This window comes from Verrucomicrobium sp. BvORR034, from assembly GCF_000739635.1.
GTDB lineage: Bacteria > Verrucomicrobiota > Verrucomicrobiia > Verrucomicrobiales > Verrucomicrobiaceae > Verrucomicrobium.
Genome location: NZ_BATQ01000168.1, coordinates 26,425 through 48,232 on the forward strand (window position 1 = coordinate 26,425; position 21,808 = coordinate 48,232).

Genomic DNA, 21,808 nt, shown 5'->3' on the forward strand with positions numbered 1-21,808 from the left:
CCATTTCCCCCTCCTCCTTTTGGTCCATTGTGAGTACCCGCCCCAGCCCCAAGAAGCGATCACTTCTGACGCAGGTCCAGACAGACAACGCGGTCTTTCCGGCGCAGAATGAGCCTGCCTTCCGCGATCAAGGGAGTGGGACACCAGAGGGCTTCCACCTTGGTGCGCCCGGAGAGATGGTAGGCAGCGGGGTCTGCTGCGATGCCGCGAAGGAACATCCCATTTTGTTCGAGACTCCAGAGGCGGCCGTCTGCCAACACGGGTGAGGAGATGGTGCTTTCCACCTTCTCGTCCCAACTCAACGCCCCGTTTTCCAGGCTGGCGCAGAAGTGGCGGCCGCCCTCCATGAGATAGATGTGTCCGCCATAGATCACGGGGGACGAGGAATAGCGCGAAGCAAGCCAGAAGTGACTCCACTGCCGACTGGGAGGACCTTCAGGTTGCGCACGGAAGGCCTGCAATCCAGCCTCTTTATCATCACTTAGGAACACCAGCCACTCCCTCTGAACCACCGGCGTGGACGGTCCGCCGCCGGGCAACTCCCAGCGCACTTCCCCGGAGGCAGGATCCACTCCGCTTAGTTTGTCTCCGGAGGCGCACAGCAGCACGCTCCCTTGAGATCCAACCTTCCACAGCACGGGGCTGGAGTGACCGCCCTTAAGCTTGGGCTTCTGCCAGAGCACGGCACCATCCCGCGTGGAAAGACAGTAAAGCCCCTCCGCGACATACCACAGCTTGTCCCCCTCCACCAGAGGCGAACTGCCCTGGCTCTTCCCCACCTCGCGCCTCCAGCGCACGACCCCGGTCTGCGCATCCACCGCATGCAGATGGGTGCTGCCCAGGGCGTACACCGTGCCATCAACGACCGTGCAGGTGGAGGATGCAGCCCGGTCCACCAGCTTGCCGGGAGCCTGGTATTTCCATAGCGCGCTGCCGGTGGCCAGATCCAGACAAAGGATCACATCCTGCGCCTCCTTGACGGTGGCCGGAACGAGCTTCAAGAGTTTTTCCTGAACCTCCGGTTTGATCCCGGCATCCGTCAGCCATTGCACCATCTCTTCGTGAGAAGCAAAGGGTTGCTCCACCTTGGGCCGGATCCTGCCCAAGACCTCCAGATCCACCGCCGCGGACTTCTGCCCCAGCCGCCACTCGGCCCAGGAGCCGAGGATGAGCCGCTGTTCGTCATTGAAGTGCTCCTGCACCCACTCCCGGACCTTGGTGTTCAATGCTTCCCCCCGAAGACCCGCTGGCAGCGTCTTGCGCACCTGCTCCAGCTCCGCCGTGAGCGCCGGCCCCAGGAGCCCGGTATCGCGATAGCCCAGTGAAACGAGGTGCTCGTCCTCAATGACGCGCCGGGCGGATGGCACATGGACATGCCACACCAGGCTCAGGTACACGCGCCCCTTGGCCACCACGGGGCTGCCGTGACCGCCATCGTGATCACTGGGAATGACATCGCTCTGCCAGAGGACGGGCAGACCTGCGTCAGGAATGGATCGAACCAATGGGGTCCGGTCGTCGCTGATGCCATTGCGCTCTGCGCCACGCCACTGGTGCCACTCCGCCTGCGAGAACGCCGAGGAGGTGACCAGCGTCAGCAGCGCCGCCATCCTGAATGATAATGCGTGGGAATCCGGGAGAAGTGCCATGGTAATGCCGGGAAGAGGGACGCGCGGATATCAGTCACATCAAAGCAGCGCCTTCGCAACCTGCGCCAGATCCGCCACGAAGCGCGCCATTTCGCGCTCGCGGGTCTCCGGGTCCGGCTGGCGCAGGAGGGAGGAGGGGTGCACCGTCACCAGGGTCTTTGCACACCACGTGGTTTCCATGAACTCCCCGCGGATGTCGCCTATTTTCACCGGATGCTCCAGCACGGTTTTGGCGGCCGTGGCCCCCAGGCAGACGAGGATGCGCGGTTTGATGATGACCAGCTCCGCCTTCCACCAGGGTTTGCACGCGTGAATCTCCGCCTGCACCGGCGTCTGGTGGAGGCGCCGTTTGCCCTGCCGTTTCCATTTGAAGTGCTTCACGGCATTGGTCACATAGCAGGACTTGCGGTCAATCCCCGCTTCTGCAAGTGCCTTGTCCAGCAGCTTCCCGGCAGGACCGACAAACGGCCTGCCCGCCAGGTCCTCCTGATCCCCGGGCTGCTCACCGATGAAGACGATCTCTGCCGACACGCTGCCTTCGCCAAACACGGTCTGCGTGGCGTTCCTGTACAGCGGGCAGGCTTTGCAGGTGGCCGCCGCATCACGAAGCACCTCCAGGTCATCCGTATCCGGCACATCGGCAGGATGAGCCTGTTGCAGTCGCGATTGCAGGGCATGACTTCGAGCCATCATGGTCTCCACTCGGGGTGAGGCCTGCTGGAGCAGGGTCGGGATGATGGCGGCCTCCGGCAGGTTTCGCCAGTATTTCATCGGCATCTCCGCCAGCATGGCGTGGGTCTTGACGCGGGCGGGATTGAAAATGTGCGCATAGTACTGGAGCCAGAGAGACTCCATGGCATCTCCGGTTGGGGCCTCATGGCGGCTCACCCCCGGTGTGTAGGTGGCCTTCACGCCATCCCAGTGGAGGCAGCGCTCTGGCGTGAGGATGGACCACTGCATGCCGGCGAAGCGGTCAATGAAGAAGGGGGCATTGAGCTCCAGGATGTGGTGTTGAGGTTCGAACCACGCAACGTACAGCACCTGCCCCTCATGCACCACCTCACGAAAGCGGACAAAGGCCCGCATCTTGTGCACATCCCGCTGCACGGACTTCTCCATCGTGTACAGCTCATGCACATCCGGGTCCACCCTCACCTTGAGCAGGTGGTGCTCGCCATGGGTGATCCGCCAGAGCACGCGGTACAGGAGGCTCCAGCGATGCGCAGAGTGATGACAGGCCACGGTGCGCGCCATTTCCATGAAGGCCTTGGGCACGTTGTAGGTGGGGGCGGAGACGGCTGCCTGCGCGACACGCGCGGGCGTTTCATCCAGCAGCCCCAGCGCCGGCTGGCTGTCAGAGGCATCCTCCCAGAGCACCGTGTCCCAGGCCCACTCCGCCTGCAGCGCCCGTCGCGCCACCCGATGCCAGGCGGCAAAACTGGGCTCGAGCGTGAGCAGGTGCATAAGGGTTGGAGGGTTCAGCCAACTACCGTGTTCATTCAGAGTTCGCCAGTCACCACGCCTATGGCCGGGGCAAAGAGTTCCAGCTGCTGCGCCGGCTTCAGCGTTTGCTGCCATTGGGCGGAGCCGATTTCGCGCGGATGGTGATCAGCAGTCTGCACAAAGGGGAGCACTTTTTTTAAAGACACACGCAGGCGCTGCAGGTCCGCGAGCGTCACACGGTGCCAGCGGCGAATCTGCAGGATCCGATCCACATTGCGCACGCCCAGGCCGGGGATGCGCCAGAGCATCTCCCGGGAAGCGGTGTTGACATCCACGGGAAAACTCTGGGGATGACGCATGGCCCAAGCCATCTTCGGATCCATCTCCAGCGACAACTGCGGAGCCTCCGGAGTGGTCAACTCCTGTGCCTGAAAGCCGTAGAAGCGCATGAGCCAGTCTGCCTGGTATAGACGATGCTCCCGCACCAGGGGCGGGGCCATGAGCGGGAGACGCTGTGAGGCATCCGGAATGGGGCTGAAGGCTGAGTAATACACCCGCCGCAGCTTGTGGTGCCGGTACAGCGATGAGGACTGGTCTAGGATCTCCCGATCCTGCGCCGCCGTGGCACCAATGATCATCTGGGTGCTCTGCCCGGCCGGAGCAAAGGGCGGCGCTTTGGTAGTTTCCTTAACCTCCGCCTTGGCCTGGTCGATGCGTCTCTGAATGGTCGTCATCGCGCCACGAATGCGCCCCAGGTTCTTTTCCGGAGCCAGACGCTCCAGGTCCGCCGGGGTGGGCAGCTCGACATTGATGCTGATGCGGTCCGCCCACCTGCCCGCCTGGGCGATCAGCTCCGGTGAGGCCTCTGGAATGGTCTTGAGATGCAGGTAGCCCTTGAACCCCTGCTCCTCACGCAACATCCGCGCCACCCTCACCACCTGTTCCATGGTGTAGTCGGCATTGCGAATGATGCCGGAACTGAGGAAGAGCCCTTCGATGTAGTTCCGCCGATAGAAGTCCATCGTGAGCTTCACCACCTCCTCTGCGGTGAACCGGGCCCGCCGCACATCGCTGGAGACGCGGTTGATGCAGTACTGGCAGTCGTAGATGCAATAGTTTGTCAGGAGTATCTTGAGCAGCGAGACACAGCGCCCGTCCGGCGTGTAGCTGTGGCAGATCCCAGCGCCTGTGGTGGAGCCCAGCCCCCCCTCGCGGGAGTTGCGCTTACTGGTGCCGCTGCTGGCGCACGAGGCGTCATACTTGGCAGCATCCGCCAGGATCGAGAGTTTCTGGGCTATATCCATTTGATGATGATTCGCGGGACGACTGATTTTGCGGTTTAAAGGAAAAGGGGCCGGACGCACTTGCCCGCCTTCAATGGAAGTCATGCGACTCAGCGTGGAGCATGACATCGAAATGCAGGGCCTCGATCTTCAGCGCATAAATGGAAATGACATTGTCCACGATCTGAAGGCGGCCGTGAATTTGCAGGAAAGGCTCCTGGGTAATCACGAGCCGGTTGGCCTCAAAGGTGGCGGAGGGTACAAAGGCATTGGCGATGCCGGTCTCGTCTTCCAGGCTGATGAACATGTGCCCCTTGGCCGTGCCGGGACGCTGACGGCAGATCACCAGACCCCCAACGAAAATCCGCTGCCCATGCCTGCCGTTTGCCAGTTCGCAGGCAGGCCAGAGATGCGGCAACTGGACCCGGTGGTGGGCCATGGGATGCGGCCCGGTGGTCAGCCTCTGGGTCTGATAGTCGGCATTCAGCCGCTCCATCGCGTTCATGGGAAAAAGCGGCATCTCCTGTTGCACCTCTTTGGAGGTGAAAAGATCTTCCTCCAGACGGGCCAGCTCCACCTGCCACAAGGCGCTGCGACGATGCAGACCAAGCTGGTTGAGAGCACCCGCCTGCGCCAGCACACGACGCTCCTTCTTGTCCAGACCACTGCGACGCAGGAAGTCATCAAGATCCCGCCAGGGTCTCACAGTCCGCTCGGCGATGATGCGCTCCTGACTGCCCCTGCTGAGCCCGCGAAACTGGTTCAACCCGAGTCGCAGAGTCTGGTCATCCTCCACCGTGCAGAGGACATCTGAAACCACCACACACGCGGGGCGAATGCGGAGGCCATGCTGTTTTGCATCCCGCACCAGGGTGGACGTGGAGTAGAAGCCCATGGGCTGGTTGTTGAGCAGAGCAGCATAGAACTCCACTGCACGGTGGGCCTTCAGCCACACACTGGCATTGGCCAGAATGGCAAAACTGATGGCATGCGATTCCGGAAAGCCATAGAGGGCAAACGAGGAGATGCAGGCGGTGATTTTTTCCTGAACCCCCTGCGCCACCCCACGCTCTTCCATCGCAGCCTGCAGCTTGTCCATGACCTTGTTCATGCGCTCCTCAGAGCGATGGAAGCTCATGGCCCGGCGCAGCTCCTCCGCCTCGCTGCCCGAGAACCCGGCAATGATCATGGCCATGCGCAGCAGTTGCTCCTGAAACAGCGGCACTCCCAACGTACGCTCGAGAATTTCCTGAAACTCTGGATGAATGCAGTCGGGTGCCTCCTTGCCCTGACGTCGTCGGATGTAGGGATGCACCATGTTCCCGACGATGGGTCCCGGGCGGATGATGGCGACTTCGATGACCAAATCGTAGAAGCACTCAGGCTTCAGCCGTGGCAGGGTGGCCATCTGGGCCCGGCTCTCGATCTGAAACACGCCGATGGTGTCCGCCTTCTGCATCATCTCATACGTGGCAGGATCATCCTTGGGAATCTCATGCAGACCATAAGGCCCCTGCCGGCCGCGGGCTTTGCAAAGGGTGAGCGAGTCCTGCAGCACGGCCATCATGCCCAGGCCGAGCAGGTCCACCTTGATGATGCCGAGGTCTTCACAGTCGTCCTTGTCCCACTGCACCACCACGCGCCCCGGCATGGTGGCGGGCTCCAGAGGGACAATGCTGTCGAGCCCCTTCGTGCACAGCACCATACCCCCACTGTGCTGGCCCAGATGGCGAGGGAGCCCATACACCTGGTGATACAGACGCACCATGGCGGCAAGCCGGGGATGATCCATGGGCAACCCCGCCTGGCGGATCTGGTCCTTGAGTTGCAGTGTGTGGGGAAAGTCCCCGTTGGCATAGAGATCACTGAAGCGGCCCATCACATCTTCAGGCAGGTTCAGCACCTTGCCCATCTCCCGCATGGCACTGCGGCCGCGGTACGTGATGACGTTGGCCGTCATGGCCGCCCCATAGGGGGCATAGCGGCGGTACAGTTCCTGGATGACCTGCTCGCGGCGGTCACCGCTGGGCAGGTCCAGATCAATGTCCGGCCAGGAGTTGCGGCCTTCGCTCAGGAACCGCTCAAAGAGCAGCTTGCCCGCGATGGGATCGGCATGAGTGATGCCCAGGCTGTAGCAGACAGCACTGTTGGCGGCGCTGCCCCGGCCCTGAATGAGAATGTCGCTGTCACAGGCATACCTGACCAGGCTCCACACGATGAGGAAATAACCTGAAAATTTCAACCTGGAGATGAGGCCAAGCTCCTTCTCAAGCTGTTCCCTGACCTTCGCATTTACACCGTCAGGGAACCGCTCGCGGGCACCTTCATAGGTCAGCTCCCGCAGGTAGGAATCCTGGTCATGGCCGGACGGCACATCGTAACACGGGAATTCATAGCCCAGGTTCTCCAGGCCAAACTCAAGCTGGTCTGAGAGCCGTCGAGTATTTTCCACCGCCTCCGGCAGATCGGCAAAGAGCGCCTTCATGTCGCCGTGGTTTTTGAGATGACGTTGTGAGTTGGGGGCCAGCAGCAGGCCCGCCGCATCCAGATGCGTGTGATGCCGCAGGCAGGTGAAGGCATCCATGAGCATGCGCCCCTCCTGCCGGGCGTGACCGGGGCCGTTGCTGGCCAGCAGGGGCAGTTTGCACAGCTCCGCCAGATCCCTGACCTGACGGTTGCGCAGGGTCTCGCCCCGCATCCGATGGCGCTGCAACTCCATCCACACCCGGTTGCGGCCGAAGATGCGGCAGAGCTTTTCCACCACGGCTGGGGCCTCCGCGGCTTGTTGTTGCAGCGCCCGGTGCACAGGCCCCTCCTCGTCCCCGCTCAAGACCACCACGCCCTCTGCATACTCCGGCAGCTCGCTCCAGAGCACGCGGCTCTGCCCCTTGGTGGTGCGCAGCTTGGCCCGGGTCATGAGACGGGCCAGGTTTTGATACCCCTGCTGCGTGGCCACGAGCAGAGGCAGCACCGTCTCGTCCTCCATGGTTATTTCCATGCCCGTGATGGCCCGCAGCCCCAGTTCCTTCGCCTTGTAGTGGGCTCGTGCCGAGCCGTAGTAGCCGTCGCGGTCGGTGATGGCCACGCAATCCATGCCTAGATCCGCGGCCCGGGTCATCATCTCCTCCGGCGAGGAGGCTCCGCGCAAAAAGCTGAAGGCCGTGCGCGCATGGAGTTCCACAAACGACATGAGGGTCAGCCCAGCAGGCCCTCCATCACCCATTCGCCATTCCGGTGCCGGGCCAGTTGATAGAGCCCGCCATCCTCCCCAGTCACGATCCAGATCTCCCGCCGCCATGCCTGGGTGACGTCCCACCAGTCTCCCGACACCAGCCACGGACCGTCGCAGGCTGTCACCGCCTGACTGTACCGGGCATTGCGAAAGGCGGCCGGTTTCTGATCCACCAGAAACACCTGGGTCACGGGGGCTGGCCGCAGACGGCGCAGAGGCAGGCCTGCACAGGTGGACTCCTCCAGCGCCCGGGGCGGCACGGCGGACTTCTCATTCTCAAAAAAACCCGTCACCGCAAAGGCATCAAGACGGCGGCTGGGCAGCAGCCTGACCCTGCCGACATTGCCCGCCCCCACCACGGCCTCCAGGTGGGCCAGTGTTTCCGCGAACCGGTTGGGGTCCTTGAGCGTCCGCTCAAACAGCAGGCTCTGGCTGCCCGCCGGCGTCACGGCCCGGAACTCCAGACCCAGCCCCCGGATAGGGGCCGCCGCCGTGACCCCTTCCAGCGCGGTATGGATGACGCGGAAGAGCATCTCCACATCCCTAGTTGGCTCCGCGATCCGCAACTCCCTGCGGTGCTGGGAGCCATCTTCAAAACACAGCTCCACCACGGCGGCGGCCGCCACCCGCCACGTGGCCCCCAGACGGTCGCACAGGCTCTGCAAATGACGCCGCAAAATGAAAAGCAGCGGCTCCAGGCATTCAATCGAATGCTCAAAGTCCTCCTCCACCCGATAGCCCGGGGCTGGCCGCACCAGCTTGAGCAGACGGTCCCGCCCCCCAGTGGCCAGATCCCAGAGCAGCATGCCCTCCCTGCCCAGCCGCTCCGTCACCCCGGCGCGGGGCAGCTTGCAAAGATCCCCCACCGTCTTCACCCCCCACAGGGCAAACACCTCTGCCGTCTGCCAGGTGGGCTGTAGGACCGCCAGAGGCAGCGCCCCCAGACACGCACGGTCATCCTCCTCCCCCCGCATGACCCGGACGGGCGCAGCCGTGTGGGCCGCCAGGATGGCGAGATCCGCCTGCCTGGCAAAGCCAACGCGGGCCGTCAGTTTTGACTGAGCCAGTTCCTCACAGATGGTTTTCCCATAAGCCAGCTCACCGCCCTTCACCCCCGGCAGGCTGGAGAGATCCAGCACACAGAGCCCGGGAGAGGTGGATTCATAAAAGGGGGTGCGGTTCGAGGAACATTGCACCAGCACCTCCTGGGCGGCCACCTCCGCCTCGGCATCGCGATACAGAAACTGGAGGGTCGCGCACCGGGCCCGCGCCATGCTGGCAGTCATGCCCGGGTGCACCAGCAGGCGCTCCGCCCCGGCATTCACCTGCAGCACACAGGCCTGCTCCCGCGCCAGAGGGGTGCCGGTGACCACCTCATCCAGCAGTGCCGCCGGCCCGGTCGTCCCCCCAAGGGTGATGGCCTGAAACTGGAAACACGGAAGATGGATGGCGGCAAACATGGCGGTGACATTGCTGGCGGTTGAATTTTGATTTTTGAGATTTGGGATTTGAAGTTTCACCCCGCCCTCCGGCCATGGTACCGGGCCCCTTCCGTACTCGTCCGCAGGGCGAGCACCAGATCCGCCCTGTCCCGGTACTGATCCTCAGCGGCGAGCGACGGCTCCAGGACCAGCCGGGACGCCGCACAAGAAATGAGAGGCCCCGGCGTGAAGATGCAGGTGGTGACACCGCTCTGCTCTCCCAGCATGCGAAGGCGATGCCACACACTACTGGGCAGTCGCAGCAGATCCCTGGCGGCGTAGAGCTGCAGATCCAGCAACACCAGAGGGATGTTGCCGTCCCGCAGCAGCAGATCCGCCGCCTTGATGGCCTGAGTGACCTGCTGGCACCGCACCCAGAGCAGCCGCTCCAGGCTCAGGGCGGGCACGCTCCAGGGGTCAAATGCATCACAGCCATCCACCATGGCCGTGTACTCCGCCACCGCAGACTCCCGTTGCAAGAGCGCCGCCAGCAGCAGTCCCACGCCCGAGGACGCCCTCTCCCCGACAATCTCCATCACCGCCCCCTTGGACAGCCGTACCGCATCCACACAGGCCACCCCCGTGATCAGCGCCTCCCCTTCCTCCTTCCGCGAGGGATGCGCCCCGGGGAACTTGCTCTGCAAGAGCTCCCGGAAGGCAATGACATTGGCAGGCAAAAGCAAAGTGTTCACATGAACACTATTTTCTTTAAAAGATGCCCTTTGGCAAGCCCGGGAAGGATATAATTTTTAAAACTCGGCCCCGCTTCGCGGGGAGACACCAGACTAGAAGACGCCAGACAAAAGACCTGAACAAAGGGGTGAAGTCCGCTTTCAAACGATGCGGCTCTTCTCCCACCCCCTCAAGCCACTCCAGCGCGCCCAACACCTTGACCACTGCCCGCCGACGCACTGCCCACCGGCCCTCCCCTCGCTCAGTTGAAGTCTTTTGGGAACTCTGTCCCTGCCGCCAGCTTGAGGATCTCCTCACGCTTTTCCGGCTTCAATTTCACCATGCGATCCAGCTGAGGGTTGTTGGTCTCAAAGTGCACGATCATCTTGCTGGCGGGGTCCCGTAGGCCAAAGACGAAATACTTGTACACGGCTCCGCCGACGTTGGTCTTGTCCCGCCAGGCGTCGAAGGAAGTTCTGGATTCCTTGAACTCAATGGTGCGCCGCGCGCCCTTGTCCACGGCGGGGATGGTGACGGTCTCCCGGGCGTGCACGTCGTATTTTTCACGCCGTTGCGTGTACTTGGCCGCGGTGTCCATGGTGACGATGAGCATGGTGGCTTCCAGAGCCGGGAGTGGCTGGGTACTGGCGCCCTCGATGACGACCTCGGGTGAGATGGTCATCGTCTGCATGTAGGAGGAATTGGCCTGCTGGTCGCGCTTCGTAGCCACCTTGGGCTGGACCTTGAGCGAGGGCAGCTTGGGCGGGGCCAGTCCACCTCCAGTTGCCTGGGCGGAGGCCGGGGTCGCGCAGAGGGCGCTCAGGGCACAGACAGCAAGAAGGGTGATCGGAGTTTTCATGGGCAAAAAGCAGGATGAGGGTTCTCTTTCAGCATTACGCGCCACCATCAGGAATATTTAACACATCCATTAGCGTTTTTCCTTATATTTTTCTCTGCGCAATCCCCCTGGTGGAGCCGACTTCCTGTCGCCATCTGCGAATGCCCCTGCGCCATTCCCCCCTTGGAAGTGCTTGACGGATGTCTGGCGTCCCGGTGATTAGGCCTCATGCGTGCCATCGCGCCTTTCGCCCTGCTCCCTCTCGTCATGTCCATGACCCTCCCCTTTTCCGTTCTCCACGGCGCAGCTGACGAGGCTCCGCTGACCTACCCAAAGACCCGCCACGCCGAGGTGGTAGACACCTATCACGGGGTGAAGGTGCCGGATCCTTTCCGCTGGTTGGAGGATGACAACAGCGAGGAGACCAAGGCCTGGGTGAAGGCGCAGAATGAGGTGACGTTTGGTTACCTGAACAAGCTGCCCCGGCGGGCCGCCCTGCGCGAACGCCTGCAGAAGCTGTGGAACTTCGAGCGCTTCGGCGTGCCCTACAAAAGGGGAGACCGGTATTTCTTCTCCCGCAACAGCGGTCTGCAGAACCAGAGCGTGCTGTACGTGGCAGACTCCCTCACCGCCGAGCCCAAAGTCCTGCTGGATCCCAACACTCTCTCGAAGGACGGCACCGTCTCTCTCACAGAAAGCGAACCCAGCGAGGATGGCAAACTGCTCGTCTGGGGAACCTCCGGCGGCGGCAGCGACTGGCAGGAGTTTCGCATCAAGAACATCGACACCGGCGAGGACCTGCCCGAGACACTGAAGTGGATCAAGTTCAGCGGGGCTTCCTGGGCAAAAGACGGCAGCGGCTTCTACTACAGTCGTTACCCTGAACCCAAGACCGGTGCCGCGCTGACGCAGGCGAACAAGAACAAGACGGTTTATTTCCACAAACTGAACACCCCGCAGTCTGAGGACAAGCTGGTGTATGCCCGCCCGGACCAGCCGGACTGGGGGCTCAACGCCGGGGTCACGGATGACGGACGCTATCTCATCTTCCACATCTCCCTGGGTACGGATCCCAAGTCGCGGGTGTACTACAAGGACCTCCAGACAGACGGTCCGGTGGTGGAGCTGCTCAATGACTTCGACGCCGCCTACGGCTTTGTGGAGAACGTCGGTCCAGTCTTCTACTTCCACACGGATCTGGATGCACCGCGCTACCGCGTGATCGCGATCGATACCACCAAGCCCGGGAAGACTGGCTGGCGCGAGGTAATTCCTCAAACCGAGAACAAGCTGGAAGGTGCCTCCGTGGTGGGTGACCAGCTCATCTGCGAATACCTTCAGGATGCCCGCTCCGTGGTGAAGGCGTACGACCTCGAAGGCAAGTGGCTGCGTGATGTGGCCCTGCCGGGACTGGGCAGCGTGGGCGGCTTCGGCGGCCGCAAGGAGGACAGGGAGACCTTCTACGCCTACTCCAGCTTCACCTCCCCTTCCACGATCTACCGCTATGACGTGGCCACGGGCACCAGCACGCCGTATCGCGTGCCCAAGCTGGACTTCGACGGCAGCCCGTATGAGACGAAGCAGGTCTTCTTCACCAGCAAGGACGGCACGCGGGTGCCGATGTTCCTGGTGCACAAGAAGGGGATCAAGCTGGATGGCTCCAACCCCACCCTGCTCTATGGCTACGGCGGCTTCGACATCAGCCTCAGCCCCGGCTTCTCCGTGAGCCGCGCTGTGTGGCTGGAGATGGGCGGCGTCTTTGCCCTGGCCAACCTGCGCGGCGGTGGCGAATACGGCTCGGCGTGGCATGACGCCGGCATCAAGCTGAAGAAGCAGAATGTGTTCGATGACTTCATCAGTGCCGCCGAGTGGCTGGTGAAAGAAGGCTACACCCGCCCGGCCAAACTGGCCATCCAGGGCGGCAGCAACGGCGGCCTGCTCGTAGGTGCCTGCATGGCGCAGCGTCCGGATCTCTTCGGAGCCGCGCTACCGGCGGTGGGCGTCATGGACATGCTCCGCTTCCACGAGTTCACCATCGGTTGGGCCTGGAAATCCGACTACGGCAGCAGCGAGGACCCGGCCGAGTTCAAGGCGTTGTACGCCTACTCCCCGCTCCACAACCTGAAGCCCGGCACCCGCTATCCCGCCACGCTGGTGACCACCGCGGATCACGATGACCGTGTCGTGCCCGCCCACAGCTTCAAGTTCGCCGCCCGACTCCAAGAGTGCCAGGCCAAAGACGGCCCGCCCGTCCTCATCCGCATCGAAACCAGCGCCGGCCACGGGGCCGGCACTGCGCTCACGAAGGTGATGGACGAGACCGCAGATGCCTGGGCGTTCCTGGCGAAGGAACTGGGGATTCAGTAGTTCAGTGGGCAGTGGGCAGTAGGCAGTGGTCAAGGTGTTGGACGCTCTGTGATGACAGAGCGTCACGACGGCTTGTAGAGGCAGTGGACAGTGGGAGAAATGACTGTTCTGCGCACAGGACAGTCTTCTCACCCTGTGAGATCCGCAAACAGGGTTGGAGTACCGCTTTTAAGCGGCTGCAGCCCTTTCACCGCCCCCCTGATTCGTCTTCCTGCACGGAGATGATCAGGCGGAAAGGTCTCGAAACTCTCTCCGAACATCCCTGAGTGGATAAATCGAACGGCAACCTGGTCCGCGCATTGCGAGGTGCTGCTGGTAGCAACGCATGGTTCGCGCCTGATTGCCGAGCTTTCGCTCACAATGAGCGAGACGATACCAGCAGTCGGCGATGAGGCCACGTGACCACGCTAGGCCCTCACCGCAGTCGCCATAGGCAACGGTCTCTACACCGCGTCTGATCAGTCCCTGAAAAATGGCCGCGGCATCACTGTGACGACCAAGCGTGTCGAGCGTACCTCCCAATCCCCAAAGAACCAACGGACAGTGAGGCGCTAGCTCATATGCCTGCTGGCCGATGACAAGCGCTCGCTCGTAGTCGAACTCCTCATAGTAAGTGAGCGCCAGACGTGTGAGCAACCAATGTGACTCAGGCTCTCTACGAAGTGCAGCACGAGCCAGTCGGCGTGCCCGCTTCCAGTCGTCTTGCTTGATTGCGTCTTCAATTTCACGGGACACAGAAAAATCATCTCCAAAGCCGCAGCACCGGTCAACGCAATTGTGGTTGGACGACCAAGACAGGGAGAAACCTCCGCCCCTCCCCATCTTGTAAATCTGATCTAAATCTTGTTAATCCTGTCTGAAAATCTCTCTCGCTTCTTTTCTCCTCAATTTCCAAGATTCAAATACTCGCTCAACGTGTAGTTCATCGCCCTCCGCACGGGCGGGAAGTTCCCGGCCAGACGCAGGAGCACATCATGCAGGGCGAACTCCTGCGACAGCACATGTCGTCCCGCAGCATCCAGGTGGCTCACCACGACTTGCTCGTAGTAATTCACATCCGGAGCGCCGCGACGCTCGGCACGCCGGTGCAGGAACGAGGGGAACAGGCACGTGAGTACCAGGAACTGGTTGGCACACTGGATGTGGATGAAGAACTTCTCGCGGCTGCGGGCGTTCTCCAGCGCCTGCACATAGTCCACACTGTAGAGGCCCTCGGCCTCTGCTTTCTCCGCGCAGCCTCGCGATCCCGAAAGACCGAAGTCGGAACAGACCACCGCCATGTAGTCGGCCACCTCAATGTCATCCACCCCGATGCGCTTCAACGTGTGTCGCACCGTCACCAGGAAGAAGAGCTCCGGGGAGACCATGGCCGCCTGTCGTCCCATGAGCAACGCCTCAAAAAGCCGGGGTTGATCCACAACGAAACGTACCGCGTCCGGATCGTCAGCCAGGGAGGCGAGACTGTTGCGGCTGCCTTCAGTGAGGGCCAGACAACGTCCGATGAACTCCCAGTCCGCCGGGGTGAAACGATACCAACAACCAGTTCGAGGAAACCTCATCATATGGATGGAATTGGTTAGACACGAAGTTCTCAAGCATGGGGTATGCCAGATCTCTTCGGCATGTTGGACGAGAGAACCCTTCCAGTTGTTCAAGCGTTGACGCAGAATCGTTTACAGCCCCTTCCCCCAGCAGATTGATTTGCAGAATCGATAAAAGCGGACGATCTTGGGTTCCCGTGAGTGACTCCCCCCCTCCCGATCCCGCCGGGCAATCTGCCAGCCCGGTGGTCCTCTTCGATGGCGTTTGCAATCTCTGCGCCTGGGCCGTGCAGTTCATCATCAGCCGCGATCCCGCTGGCAAGTTCCGCTTTGCCTCGCTCCAGTCCGACACGGGACGCCGCCTCATGGAGGAGCATGGCCTGAACCCTGGGCAACTCGACAGCTTTGTCCTGGTAGAAGACGGCCGGGCCTACACGGAGAGCACGGCAGCGCTGAAGGTGAGCCGCCACCTGTCTGGCCCCTGGCCGATCTGTCATATTTGTATTATTCTGCCGCACTTTGTGCGGGATCCCCTGTATCGGTTCATTGCCCGCAACCGCTACCGGTGGTTCGGTAAAAAGGACTCTTGCCTTATGCCGACGCCAGAATTGCGGACCAGATTCCTTTCCTGACGGTGCCAAAATGCCGGGCCCTGATGAAATTCTCATATTCCGCATTCTGATACAAGAATGCTCGAAGCTTGGCGTATCCCTGCCATGCCGAGACTAGTTCCGTTTCTCCTTTGCACCCCCATTTTGAGCGCCGCGCTTCTGGCGCAAGCCTCCGCCGCTGATGCCGACGGCCAGCCCCCCGCAGGCAATGACGAAGTGCGGAAGATCATGGAGACCTTCACTGGCAGGGGCACGCTCAAGGACGGCACGCCCCCGACGCCGTCCAAGGAGGCCCTGAGCAAGTTCCAGCTTCGCAAGGGGCTGACGATCGATCTGATGGCCGCCGAGCCGGGTGTGGAGCAACCGCTCTGCATGACCTGGGACTCCCGCGGCCGCCTCTGGGTGACGCTTTACCGCCAGTACCAGTTCCCCGCCGGGCTGAAGATCGTGAAGTATGACCAGCACCTCCGGGCTGTCTTTGACCGCGTGCCGGAACCGCCGCCGAAGGGGCCCAAGGGGGCCGACAAGGTGGTGGTGCTGGAGGATACCAACGGCGATGGGGAGCTGGACTCCCAAAAGACCGTGATCGAGGGCCTGAACATCGCCACCTCGGCCCTGGCGGGGAATGGCGGCATCTGGGTGATGAATCCGCCCTACCTGCTCTTCTACCCGGATGCGAACCGGGACGACGTCCCCGATGGCGATCCCGAGGTGCACCTGAGCGGCTTCGGCCTGGAGGACACGCACGCGGTGGCCAACAGCCTGCGCTTTGGTCCGGACGGCTGGCTGTATGGAGCCAATGGCAGCACCACCACGGGCAATGTCAGCAGCAAGGTGAGCAAGAACGTGAAGTGGGAGGGCCAGTGCCTGTGGCGCTACCACCCCGGCACGCATGTCTTTGAGATCTACGGTGAAGGCTCAGGCAACCCTTTCAGCCTGGAGATCGATGCCAAGGGGCGCTACTTTGCCAGCACCAACGGCAGCCAGCGCGGCATGCACTATGACCAGGGCATGTACGGGGAGAAGAACTTCGGCAAACACGGGCCGCTCACGAACTCATACGCCTTTGGCTGGTTCCCCCACATGGAGACCAAGGGTGATGGGAAGCGCTTCTCCCAGGCGATCTGTGTGTACGACGGCGACCTCATGGCCGACACGCTGGGCGGGCGCTACATCGCGGCCAACTCGCTCCAGAACATGATCTATGTGAGCCAGTTGATTCCTACAACCTCCACCTATCGCGCCGAGGATGAACCAGCCCTGCTCACCAGCACGGACCGCTGGTTCCGCCCCGTGGATTGCAAGGTGGGCCCCGACGGCGGCATCTACCTGGCCGACTGGTATGACACCCGCCTGAGCCACGTGCGACCGGTGGATGACTGGCACAAGACCAGCGGGCGCATCTACCGCATCCGCCCGGAGAACAAGAAGCCAGCGCTGAAGCCGTTCGATTTGCACACACTCCCGGCTTCTGATCTGGTGGCGAAGCTCGACCACCCGAACCGTTGGTTCCGCCAGCAGGCCGCGCTGGAGTTGGGCTGGAGAAAGGAGGGCAGCGTGGTGGCCGCAGTGAAGACGAAGGCGCTCGATCCAAAGAACGCGCATGCCTTTGACGCGCTCTCCGCCCTGCTGATGCTCGGCGGGCTGGATGAGGAAACGGCGCTGGATCTGCTGCGCCATCCCGATCCTTACGTCCGCCGCTGGACGATACACAGCCTGGGAGACCGGGGAAATTTGAGCACGCAGACGGTGGCAGCGATGAAACAACTCGCCGCGACCGATCCGCACCCCGAGGTGCGCACCCAGCTTCTCAGCAGTGCCAAGCGCCTGCCGGCGGAAGCCTGCCTGGCCATCACCCATGCGAGCCTGCTGCGGGCCGATGCCGCGGAGGATGCGCGCCTGCCCCTCATGATCTGGTGGGCGGTGGAGAGCAAGGCGGAGTCGGATCGTGAGGCGGTACTGGCGCTGCTCAAGGACAACCAGCTCTGGAGTCTTCCGGTGACTCAGAAACAAGTGATCTCCCACCTCGCCCAGCGCTGGGCGATGGCCGGTGGCCCGGAGAACTACGATGCCTGCGCCAAACTGCTGACCCTGGCCAAGGGGGAGAAGAATCGCTCGCTCGTGGTAGAGGGCATAGCCGCCGCGTTTGAAGGCGGCAAGATGCCAGAGCTTCCCCCCGCCATTCAAGAACCCATGCAGGCCTTCTTGAAGAGCCGGCTGGACACGGATCTAAGTCTGGCGGTGAAGGGCGGGAATGCCGAGGCAGCCGCCAAGGCGCTGAAGATTGTGCAAGACAAGACCGCTCCCACAGAGAAGCGTGCCGCGCTGATCCAGGCGCTGGCCGATACTGGCAATGCCGCCGTGGTACCCGCGATGCTGAGCATTCTGAGTGATGCGAGCAGCACCGGACTGAAGAAGGCCGTGCTCCCCCTGGCAGCGAAGTTTGATGAACGTCGGCTGCCCCAGGCGGTGATCAAGGGCTATGAGTCCAAGTATGCCGGTGACAAGACCCTGCGCGACGCGGCTCATCGCATGCTCATCAGCCGTCGTGAATGGGCGGGACTCTTCCTCAAGGAAGTGGATGAGTGGCGCATCAAGAGCGCGGACGTGGCTCCCGATGTGGTGAGCCAGTTGGCGGCGTATTCGGCACCGGAGTTTGACGCCCCCATCAAGAAACACTGGCCGCCCAAGAGCGCGGCACTGACGGACAGCCAGAAACAGGCGGACCTGCAGCGTATCAAGACCGCGCTGGCAGGTGGTGCCGGGGATGTCGAGAAAGGCAAGGTGCACTACGCCCAACGCTGCGCCGTCTGCCACACCCTCTTCAACGAAGGCGGCAAGATTGGCCCTGACCTTACCGGCTATGAGCGCGGCAATGTCGAGTTCTGGCTCACTGGCGTGCTCGCACCGAGCATCGAGATTCGCGAAGGGTTCGGCGCGTACATCGCCAAGCTCAAGAACGGCCAGGTCATGATGGGCATCATGGAAAAGCAGGACGCCGGCGGAGTCACGCTCAAGGACATGGCCGGTCAACGCCACACCGCAAGGGCTGAGGAATTGGAAAGCCTGGAAGCCTCTCCGATGTCCATGATGCCGGAAGGATTATTCGGAGGCATGAGCGACGCCGATCTGCGGGACTTCTTTGCGTATCTGATGAAGGAAAGCTGAGGAACGGTAGTTCGGTAATTCAGTGATTCGGTAATTCAGTAGTTCAGTGGACTGCCTGAGCCGACTGGATGTGAAACTCCTCCTTTAAAGGTGGAACGGAGAGGGTTGGAGTACCGCCTTTAGGCGGCTCAGGAAACAACCCTCCCAGGACATCCTTTGCTCCCGGCGAACTGACTTGCGCCTCACAGTTGCCTTTCGGAGAAAAAACGCCACCATCGCGCATGCGTTGGTGGCCCCATCTCACGTCCACTTCAGTCCTGCTCATCCCCTGTTTGGTCGCACTGTGCTTCGTGACTCCAGCCCCGGCGCAGGCCCCAGGAGTTTCCCCAGATCGCAGATTTGCCGTTGAACGAACCTTCTCCCCTGCGGAGGTGGCGACTTTCTTTGAAGCTATTGAGGATGGGGATACCGCCGCAGTGAAGCGTCAGCTTGATGCAGGCATCTCCCCGGACGTCACAGATGCCAAGGGGGTGAACGCGCTCTACTTCGCCTGTGACAAAGAGCAGCCCGCGATGGCTCAGCTTCTTATCGCCCAGGGCGCGAATGTCAATCTCACGCCCCGGCATCGCAGCACGGCGTTGCAGGTCTCGATTTACCGGGGGTTTGACTCGTATGAGCTCAAGCCCAAGGCGGGATACCCGGAGCTCATCCAGACGCTGCTTACCAAAGGGGCGGACGTGAACGCGGTGGACGCGGATGGCAACACGCCGTTGATCGCGGCGGCGGAGAAGGACGATGTGACCACCCTGAACCTCCTCCTGGAGCGCGGGGCGGACTTGAGCCATGCCAATGAGAACGGCTGGACGGCGCTGGATCGCGCCGTGAGTTACCGCCGTCGCACTATCGCCCGTAAGCTGGTGGCTGCCGGGGCTCCGCTGGATGAGGCGCAACAGCAGCACCTGGCCAACTATCAGTTTGCCCGCCGGGCAGGCGGCTGGTTTCCGGTGATTCTGGTGGGCAGCTTCGTACTGGCGGGTTTGATGCACCAGCGTTTTAAGGCGTTGCCGAAGCCCTCTGAGGCCCCTGGCGGCGGTGACAGCCTGCCCAACCTGCAGCCGCTCAAGTGCAACGCTTGCGGCGGCAGTGCGTCTTTACGGCCGGGAAAGGCGACGTGCTCACACTGTCACGAGCCCGTGCCGGTCCCGGAGGACTATGTGGAGACGCTGAAGCTGAGGGAGCGCACCTTCAAGCTGCTGAAGAAAGCGGAAAGGATGTGGAAACGGGTGCGGCTGCTTTCCATCGCGCCGATCCGCTGGGTGCTCTGGCTGGCAGCGGGCTGGTTTGTCTGGCGCATGTCAAAGGGGTTGTTTCCTCACTTTGTCCGGGATGCCCTCTATGATCTCATGACGTTCAAGGGCACCATGGCCTGGGCCCTTGGGGTGCTGGCCATGTCCGCCATCGCGATTGCTCTGGCGGGCTATGCCATCTATCTGGCCAGTGTCCGTGCGGCTCTGCCGGATCTGCCCGTGCAGAAGGCTGCGAACGGCAAGGAGGAAGACGTGCCCTGCCCGAACTGCGGTGGAGACGTGAACTTGCAGCCAAGCGATCTGGTCGGCGTCTGCGGCTACTGCGGCAGCGAGACGTATCGCACTGCGTTGGCGAGGGAAGCGCGGTCAACAGCGACCGGGGAGAAACACGCGGCAGCGAGCTCGCTGCACGAGGCGATGGTGCGGGTGTATGAGATGCGGGAGAACGCGGCGCTGGCCGTGCCGATGGCAATCCTGGCGATTGGATTTGTGCTGGTGCTGGTGTTATATGTGGTGCTGTTGATTGTGTGAGGCCACATCACCACGCCACAGGTAAACGAGCGGGAGCTTTTTCCGATAAGTCAGTCAGGCTGATCTCGCCTGACACCGCTGGCTTTCTTGTCCAAATAGGTTCTCAGGCCTTTTTCGTCGGCAGATATGGCCTCTTCACGGGACGGGCCTCCCTATTTCGAGCGTGATTGGCCGATGTAGCAGGCAAACGACGAACAAGGATGGGAGCCCTGGGCCTGTCTGCCACGAGATCTTGTGGGAGGCGGCGGAGAAGCAAGATGAATGACAGCAAGATGCCAGCGGCAGCCAAGGGCCCAAGGCCGTACGTCTCCACGTAGTTCTTGGTCGTCCACTCAATCCCAGAGAATGAGCGCCTCATGGCATCATCCACGATGTTGTAGGCACCAGTCCCCAACATCAAGGTCCCAGCAAGCAATCCGAAAATCGTGAACCCATCTCGAAGGTCAAACCACAAGCTGGTTGCCATGCTGTAGAGGAACAATATCCCGAGCGCCGCCAGGGCGATAAACAGGATGCCCATCGGGATACTCGCAATCCCCAGAAACAGAGCCATGAGTGACATGCCTCCCACCGCGACACAGAGTGGCAAGATGACCACCGTGCTGATGACGATCTTTCCTAGGTGAATTTTCGCGTCCCGGCTTTCGTTCTTCACGGCGGATCAATCCCTATTTCTGCATACGGTAGTGTGAAGCAGATCTGAGGGCAAGGAACTTGCCAGATCAGGACCGCCCTCCTGTCCGCATGAGAATCAGTGAGCTTTCATCGCCCTGTCTCCCCCTCAACCCCAAAATAGCCCCTCCGAAGCGGCGCAAAGAAAGCCCGTTCTCCTAGCTCGACCCCCAGGTGTAAAAGTAAACGACGGAGAGGAACATCGCTCTCCGTGAATTCGATCTCTTCCCGAACCTGCCCGTCACGAAATGCAAAACCAGCGTGGTCACATACACCTCCAAAGCACTCCACATACAAATACACGAAAGTAGCTGATGGGAATCGGTGACTCCAGTCGACCAGGACTAGATCCCGTGCTGCCTGGTTGCCAGCACGCTCGGTGCCGAATTTAACGCCGAAGCCCCAAAACGGCTGCTCCACCTTCCGCCCCACCCCTGGCACTTGAGAGAGCAAATCATTCATGACCCCCTCGTCTCCATTCGAAAAGACTCCTGAAAAGTTGAATGCCATGTGCTGAGTTCGCGAGTTATTTTGTATAGCCTATGCCAGGCGCGGTCAGCCACTTGACTAGACAAGCATAAATCTCCATCCACGCCAACTCACAGGCAGAAATAGAGATACATGGATTGCTTTAGGTCAATCGCCCTTTGGGCAACTGCGGCAATCATCTTGATGACATCTTCGGCTTCCTCGGCACTGCACTGCATTTCCTCGGTCGCAGCCCACGCCTTGGATGCCTCCCACATTCTGGCGGCATCCAGTGAAGCAATCTTTCGCACAAGATCTTCAGGCACAATGTTGAGCCATTCTTCATCATGGGCAAAGACTTCCGTAAACTCGTCGATCGATGCAACATCCCATTCTTTGCCATCGATGATGGCCCAGAGCATCGATAGCTTCAAGGGCTCCATCGCGCTCATCTCTGCAACATCCTCCTGTGGCAGGTCATGATTCAGTTCGATTCGCACTGCGGTCATCTCGTCAGCAGTGAAGAATATTGAAAGCAGGCTCATAGAGGGAATATTTTGGGGGCAAGTTTACATGGTGGTTGAGATCTTGTAGCAAAAATTGAA

General features: G+C 61.4%; 14 protein-coding genes. 4 read left to right on the plus strand and 10 right to left on the minus strand.

Annotation, left to right across the window (positions count from 1 at the left end; genetic code table 11):
* Nucleotides 1–59: 59 nt before the first annotated feature.
* From BV034_RS36545 to BV034_RS29460, 7 genes are all read right to left on the minus strand, one after another.
* The gene (locus BV034_RS36545) at nt 60–1,610 is read right to left on the minus strand and encodes a PQQ-binding-like beta-propeller repeat protein (RefSeq protein WP_050030519.1); all 1,551 of its coding nucleotides are present in this window, start codon (nt 1,608–1,610) and stop codon (nt 60–62) included.
* A gap of 78 nt (nt 1,611–1,688) precedes the next feature.
* The gene (locus tag BV034_RS29435; protein WP_050030520.1) at nt 1,689–3,113 is read right to left on the minus strand and encodes a UdgX family uracil-DNA binding protein; all 1,425 of its coding nucleotides are present in this window, start codon (nt 3,111–3,113) and stop codon (nt 1,689–1,691) included.
* Between the two features lie 35 nt (nt 3,114–3,148).
* Nucleotides 3,149–4,396 carry a putative DNA modification/repair radical SAM protein gene (locus BV034_RS29440; protein ID WP_050030554.1) on the minus strand — a complete coding sequence of 416 codons (1,248 nt, stop codon included), beginning with the start codon at nt 4,394–4,396 and terminating at the stop codon, nt 3,149–3,151.
* Between the two features lie 70 nt (nt 4,397–4,466).
* Nucleotides 4,467–7,565 (minus strand): error-prone DNA polymerase, encoded by a 3,099-nt coding sequence (locus BV034_RS29445; protein WP_050030555.1) that lies wholly within the window; start codon nt 7,563–7,565, stop codon nt 4,467–4,469.
* 5 nt (nt 7,566–7,570) lie between these two features.
* A complete protein-coding gene (locus BV034_RS29450; RefSeq protein WP_050030521.1) occupies nt 7,571–9,067 on the minus strand; it encodes a DNA polymerase Y family protein in 1,497 nt (498 codons plus the stop codon).
* A 56-nt stretch (nt 9,068–9,123) separates the two neighbouring features.
* The gene (locus tag BV034_RS29455; RefSeq protein ID WP_050030522.1) at nt 9,124–9,780 is read right to left on the minus strand and encodes a hypothetical protein; all 657 of its coding nucleotides are present in this window, start codon (nt 9,778–9,780) and stop codon (nt 9,124–9,126) included.
* A gap of 242 nt (nt 9,781–10,022) precedes the next feature.
* Nucleotides 10,023–10,619 (minus strand): hypothetical protein, encoded by a 597-nt coding sequence (locus BV034_RS29460; RefSeq protein WP_050030523.1) that lies wholly within the window; start codon nt 10,617–10,619, stop codon nt 10,023–10,025.
* Between the two features lie 246 nt (nt 10,620–10,865).
* Between BV034_RS29460 and BV034_RS29465 the strand changes: the two genes are divergently transcribed.
* On the plus strand, nt 10,866–12,965 hold the full coding sequence (locus BV034_RS29465) for a prolyl oligopeptidase family protein (RefSeq protein ID WP_050030556.1): 2,100 nt from the start codon (nt 10,866–10,868) through the stop codon (nt 12,963–12,965).
* 884 nt (nt 12,966–13,849) lie between these two features.
* On the opposite strand, the gene BV034_RS29470 is transcribed toward BV034_RS29465, so the two are convergent.
* Nucleotides 13,850–14,527 (minus strand): hypothetical protein, encoded by a 678-nt coding sequence (locus BV034_RS29470; protein WP_050030524.1) that lies wholly within the window; start codon nt 14,525–14,527, stop codon nt 13,850–13,852.
* 176 nt (nt 14,528–14,703) lie between these two features.
* Between BV034_RS29470 and BV034_RS29475 the strand changes: the two genes are divergently transcribed.
* The 3 genes from BV034_RS29475 (at nt 14,704) to BV034_RS29485 (ending at nt 20,063) form a co-directional block, all read left to right on the plus strand.
* Nucleotides 14,704–15,138: a thiol-disulfide oxidoreductase DCC family protein gene (locus BV034_RS29475; RefSeq protein WP_050030525.1), complete on the plus strand. Its 435-nt coding sequence runs from the start codon at nt 14,704–14,706 to the stop codon at nt 15,136–15,138.
* An 84-nt stretch (nt 15,139–15,222) separates the two neighbouring features.
* Nucleotides 15,223–18,285 (plus strand): PVC-type heme-binding CxxCH protein, encoded by a 3,063-nt coding sequence (locus BV034_RS29480; RefSeq protein ID WP_265593608.1) that lies wholly within the window; start codon nt 15,223–15,225, stop codon nt 18,283–18,285.
* Nucleotides 18,286–18,506: 221 nt separating this feature from the next.
* Complete coding sequence (locus BV034_RS29485) at nt 18,507–20,063, plus strand: ankyrin repeat domain-containing protein (protein ID WP_050030527.1); 1,557 nt, start codon at nt 18,507–18,509, stop codon at nt 20,061–20,063.
* 103 nt (nt 20,064–20,166) lie between these two features.
* On the opposite strand, the gene BV034_RS29490 is transcribed toward BV034_RS29485, so the two are convergent.
* Nucleotides 20,167–20,718 carry a hypothetical protein gene (locus BV034_RS29490; protein WP_050030528.1) on the minus strand — a complete coding sequence of 184 codons (552 nt, stop codon included), beginning with the start codon at nt 20,716–20,718 and terminating at the stop codon, nt 20,167–20,169.
* Between the two features lie 616 nt (nt 20,719–21,334).
* On the minus strand, nt 21,335–21,748 hold the full coding sequence (locus BV034_RS29500) for a hypothetical protein (RefSeq protein WP_050030530.1): 414 nt from the start codon (nt 21,746–21,748) through the stop codon (nt 21,335–21,337).
* Nucleotides 21,749–21,808: the final 60 nt, after the last annotated feature.